This is a genomic window from Deinococcus fonticola, from assembly GCF_004634215.1.
In the GTDB taxonomy this organism is placed as follows: Bacteria; Deinococcota; Deinococci; order Deinococcales; family Deinococcaceae; genus Deinococcus; species Deinococcus fonticola.
In genome coordinates, this window is record NZ_SMMH01000071.1 from 1 (window position 1) to 5,461 (window position 5,461).

Annotated in this window: 3 protein-coding genes; all 3 read left to right on the plus strand. The window is 49.3% G+C overall.

Annotated features, from left to right (window positions below; all coding sequences use genetic code 11):
* Window positions 1-128 precede the first annotated feature (128 nt).
* The 3 genes from E5Z01_RS18905 to E5Z01_RS18915 are packed head-to-tail and all read left to right on the plus strand — an operon-like array spanning window position 129 to window position 5,346.
* On the plus strand, window positions 129-710 hold the full coding sequence (locus tag E5Z01_RS18905) for an exonuclease SbcCD subunit D (protein WP_135230790.1): 582 nt from the start codon (window positions 129-131) through the stop codon (window positions 708-710).
* A 17-nt stretch (window positions 711-727) separates the two neighbouring features.
* Window positions 728-3,736, plus strand: a complete 3,009-nt coding sequence (locus E5Z01_RS18910) for an AAA family ATPase (RefSeq protein ID WP_240738589.1) — start codon at window positions 728-730, stop codon at window positions 3,734-3,736.
* Window positions 3,737-3,789: 53 nt separating this feature from the next.
* Window positions 3,790-5,346, plus strand: coding sequence for a HEAT repeat domain-containing protein (locus E5Z01_RS18915; protein WP_135230792.1), 1,557 nt, complete (start codon window positions 3,790-3,792; stop codon window positions 5,344-5,346).
* Window positions 5,347-5,461 lie beyond the last annotated feature (115 nt).

Genomic DNA, 5,461 nt, shown 5'->3' on the forward strand with positions numbered 1-5,461 from the left:
AGCTTGAATTCGCGGCTGTGTAGTCGTCCGGGCATGGTCGGTCTCCCTCCATCTGTTGATCAGCCTACGGGCTGACCGGGGCGACATGCCTTGCTCCTCTGTCCGCGTTTTGGGGTTCACTCCAGACTTTGCAGGGCCCGGAAACCATCAGGACAGATCAGTTCGAAGGCTTCCACTATGTAGCCCTTGGACATCTCCACGAGCCTCAGCACGTGCCGCACCATGAACATATTCGTTATTCCGGTTCCATCATGAAGTACTGCTTTGATGAGGAAGCCCAGACGAAAGGTTTCCTCGTTGTTGATATGGATGGGGAGGGGAGATGCTGTATCGATAGTCGGCGCCTGCGGCCGCCTAAAGATTTGCGCCGGATCCAGGGGCTGTTCAAGGAACTTCTGGACTCACCTGAGCAGTTTGGGGCTCCTGATGACTACCTGTCTGTCACATTACTGGATGACGGCCGAATCAAGGACGCCATGACCCTCTTGCGGCAGCGATTTCCAAACATTCTCCAGATGCAATACCTCGATAGGTCAGGCCTTCAAGGCCAGTTGGAGGAACCCAGGGAGGCTACACAACTGGGTCAACTTGAGCTCTTCCAGAAGTTTTACCAGGATGTATATGACCAGACACTCAACGAGCAGCAGTTGAGCGTCCTGACGGCCATTATCGAGCGGGATGCAGCGGCTCAGCAGGAGAGGCCAGCATGAGGCCACGGCGATTGACCATGACGGCGTTCGGTCCTTACAAGGACACGCAGGTCGTGAATTTCGATGAACTCGGGGAGAACGGCCTCTTTCTCCTTCATGGTCCCACAGGAGCTGGAAAAACTTCCATTCTGGATGCCATCTGCGTGGCTTTATTTGGTGAATCGTCCGGTGACGAGCGAAAAGCCAAAGAATTCCGAAGTGACCTGGCAAGTGATCAGGCGGTGACGCGCGTCGAGTTCGACTTTTCAATGGGTCAACGGACGTTCACGATTTCACGCCAGCCTAGCCAGACCTTGCCGAACAAAAAGACGCCGCTCCTGCATGAAGTGGAACTCTTGGAAACCACTGCGGTAGCCTCCGGGCAACCAGCAAAACTGTTGGGGACAGGCGTGGGGGCCGTCGAGAAACAAATCACTGAACTTCTCGGCCTGACCGGCTCCCAGTTCCGTCAGGTCGTGATTCTTCCGCAAGGCAAATTTCGCGAACTGCTGACTGCGGACAGTAAAACTCGGGAAGAAGTCCTGCGGGTTCTCTTCAATACGTCAGATCAGGCCCAACTGGAAAAGTCTTTAAAAAACATGGCGTCGGAGAATAAGACAGAAACCACCAGACTCCACGACCTGATTCAAACCCTGCTTCAGCGTTATGAAGCAGTGACGCTCACTGAGTTGGGCGGGAAACTCGGTAAACTTGGCGCGGATATCGAGTCGATTGAGCCTGACCTGAAGGTCGCCAAAGGTGTCAGAGAAGCTGCCAAGAGCCAGCTGGACGCAGCCTCCCGGGTTGCCGAACTTTTCCTTAAGCTTGAGAAAGCTGAGGAGGCCCAGCGGCGCCTGATTGAAGAGGCCCCACAACGTCACGCCCAGACCCACTTCCTGGAAATGGCACGAAGGGCAAGGGGACTGGAAAGTGAATTCATCCGCTTAGGAGGTCTCAGCGACCGACTACAGAAGGCTCAAAAGCAGTGGGAAGAGGCCCTGAAAAAATGTGCCCAGGCAACAGCGCTGGCGGAGGAAGCCGAAGCCGCTTATCAGTTGGAACAGAATCGGGAGTCGGAACGTGAGGCAGCCTCTCAACAAGTGCGCGCATCTGAAGAGTTGATCCGGAAGGTCGCGGAACTGAAAAAAGCGGTAGAAGCGCATCAAACGTTGCGGTTTGAGCATCAACAAGCGCACGCCCTCTACGAGGAAGTGCAGCGTAAAGTTGACGGCCTGAACCTGCCTGACCTTGAAACCAGGTTTCAGGAGTCAGAACATGCTCAGAACCGCCTCGACTGGATACAGTCTCGGCACAAGCGACAACTGGAATTGCTGGAAGAACGCCATGCCTTGAATTTACTTGAAGGTCAAATCCTTCGACAACAGCAAGAAGTTGAAACGGCCAACGACCAGGCCGCGAGAGCGGAACGCCACTGGGCGATAGCGAAACGTGAACACGGTGAGCGGAGAATGCGTTTCCTTGATAGCCAGATTGGTCGACTGGCCAGCACTCTAAAACCGAATGAGCACTGTCCGGTTTGTGGGGCGCTCGAGCATCCCCATCCTGCTCCACAAACCGCGAGTAGCGTGACTGAAGAACAGCTCCAGCAAGCCCAGCTTGCGGAGGAAGAAGCGTATGAAGTTTTCCGTCAGCAGGGCGGTAGGGCATCTCAAATGATGGGTGAACTCATCCCCCTAACGGAACGAGCGACAGTGCTCAGGGACAGGCTGGCAGATTCTCTGACTCTCTCCGTTGGCGAGATCGACCTTCAACGGCAAGCCCTGGAGTCCCAACTCCATGAGGTTCAACTTCTTTCAGAACAACGGGACAGCCGCCGACAGATGTACCTGGAAACACATGAGAAGGAAAGGGGGCTGTCAGAGCAACTTGAGATTCAACTGGCTGTGACAAAGTCCCTCGAGGGCAGAGTTCAGGAGCAGGCAACGCAGCTGGCTCGTCTCCGACAAGCCATACCTGCAGATCTCCACGAACAGGAAGTGGTAGGTCAACAGCTTGAAATAGCCAAGCGGCAACATGCATCGCTTATGAGAGTGTTCGAGCTGACTCAACAGAGGTGGCAAGCAGCCCGGGAAAACAGAATAGCCAGTGACCTGAACGAGCAGCGGGAACGGACGCTCCACGAGACGGAGGAAAGCCACTGGCGTGAGCAGCGGGAAAAAATACAGACGCTTCTGCAGACGAATGATTTCAAGGATCGTCAGGCGTACGAGCATGCCCTTCTACAGCCGGAGGCCTTCCAGGCTTTAGAGGAGCAGGTGATCGCCAGTGAACGAAACGTGGGTGAAGTGGACAGCACCTGGCACCATGCTCAGGCTGCTGTCGCCCATCTAGAAAGGCCAGAACTGAATTTACTCAGTGAACGATTCACTCAGGCAGACCAGATGTACGACAGCCTGCTTCAGCAGCACTCGAAACTGAAAGCGGACGCAGAACGGTTAAGTCAGGATCTGGCTGAGGTGACTCGGTTGGAAAGTCAATTCCAGCAGAAGAGTCAGGTCTCCAACCTGCTGACCGAACTAGCCGCGAATGCCAGCGGTAAAGGCGGAGCGCGAATCTCCTATCACCGGTATGTGTTGGCCTACTACCTGGATGAGGTTCTGCGCCTGGCTTCTATCAGGCTTAAGGCCATGACCCGTGAGCGGTACGAGCTTCGACGCTCGAAAGATGAAAAAGGAGGCCTGGAAATTGAGTTATTTGACCATCACACCGGCCGTGCTCGTCCCACCCGGAGTTTCTCAGGTGGGGAAAGCTTCCAGGCTGCGTTGGCGCTGGCCTTAAGTCTAGGCGAAGTCGTCCAACACAGAACTGGTGCACATTACCTGGAAACGGTATTCATTGATGAGGGATTCGGATCACTCGACTCAGAAGCCCTTGATCTGGCAATGGAGTGCCTTGCAGAACTTCAGGAGCATGGACGTTTAGTAGGTGTCATCTCACATGTTCAGGAACTTCAGCAGTACATCCCGGCCCGCCTCGAAATCATTCCGTCACAACAAGGAAGTAAGGCGAGATTTGTTATTGTTTGAGTTTGACATTAATACTATCAATTGCGCAGCCTAAGATTTTAGGAGATAAGAATATGTCGAAGAATATTACTGTTTTGTTGCGATTGTCTGACATTGTATTTACCGATCACTCTCGATACCATTTAGAGTATTTCGATGAGATAGAGGCGGATTACGATGATATCTATATAGAATATGGCATAACCAATATAAATTTTGTAGAGATAATTGATGGAAACGGAATATTTAATGTAGAATATGATAGTTTGGGTAGACAGATTGAGTCGAGAAGTTTGACCTTGAAACTTGAACAAATAGAGCAAATAGCAGGAATCACTATTGAAAAAAGTGTTTTAGAAATCATAACTGAAAATGATAGGTTAGAGATATCGGCCGAGTTTCAGAAGAGTTACTCTAGAAGCATTAAAACATCTAATGGGATTAAAAAATTACGATGTAAGATTAATTACACCTCTATGGAGGCCAACCCCGCATTTGCTGCATTAAAATTTGGTTTAATTAAAGATGACCCTGAATTATTAAGAGCAATCATTGAAGGGGGATTTTTAGAGGATTTAATCTACCTCATCAGGAACGAGTATACACAATACAATAACATATTATCTGATATTTCTCAGCATTCAATAAAAATTCGGTTTTCAGATACTAGTAATCTCAAAGATCTTGCAAATAGTAATAATGTAGTTGCCAAAGAATTTATAGCTTTATCATATTTAACCCCATCTGATATTTTAGACATACTAGCATTAGATAGTATGCCAAAGATAAGGCAATTGGTTGCCGAGAATATAAATACTTCAGATGAGAGCTTAAAGATTTTGAGTAAAGATCGTTTGACGGCTGTCGTTAAGGCCGCGCGAAAAACAAAGATTAAAAAGAATGTTCTAGCCTTCTATTACAAAATATCATCCATTGATGATTTAAATTGTTACAAATATATGTCATCAAAATATATTTTCGATTCAGATGATTCTATGCTAATCAATTATATTCTAAGGGTTAATTGTGACAAAAAAATTCCAAAGGAATTCTTTAGTGATAAAAATAAATATATCAAGCTCATCTGTGCTACTAATAAGGATTCTCCAGAAGAGATCTTGCGTCGATTGGCTTCTGGTGGCAACAAAGAAGTAAAGCTTGCTGGCATTAACAACCCCAATATGCCTTTAGATATCTTTGCCCAATTGGCAAAAGACAAGAATATCGATGTAAGGAGGGCTGTTGCCAGGAGTTCCAGGACGCCTCTAGATGTCTTTGTCCAACTGGCGGAAGATGAGGATGGTTATGTAAGGCAGTTTATTGCTGAGAACCCTAATACACCTCTAGATCTTCTCGCCCAATTGGCGGAAGATGAGGATGTTGATGTAAGGAGGGCTGTTGCCAGGAGTTCCAGGACGCCTCTAGATGTCCTTGCTCAAGTGGTGGAAGATGAGGATTCCGTTGTAAGGTGGGCTGTTGCTAGGAATCCTAAGACGCCTCTAGATCTTCTCAACCAATTGGTGGAAGATGAGGATTCCGATGTAAGGCTGGCTGTTCTCAGCAACCCCAATCTACCTCTAGATACCCTTGCTCAAGTGGTGGAAGATGAGGATCTCGAGCTGACGGCCTGACACAAAGTATGAGAAAACGTCCCCGATAGGGGACAATTTCTGTTTATGACGACAAAAATAGTCTTCGGGGACGTGCCCCGACTCTACCAGAATGTCCGGCCCTTCCTCAGCGCCC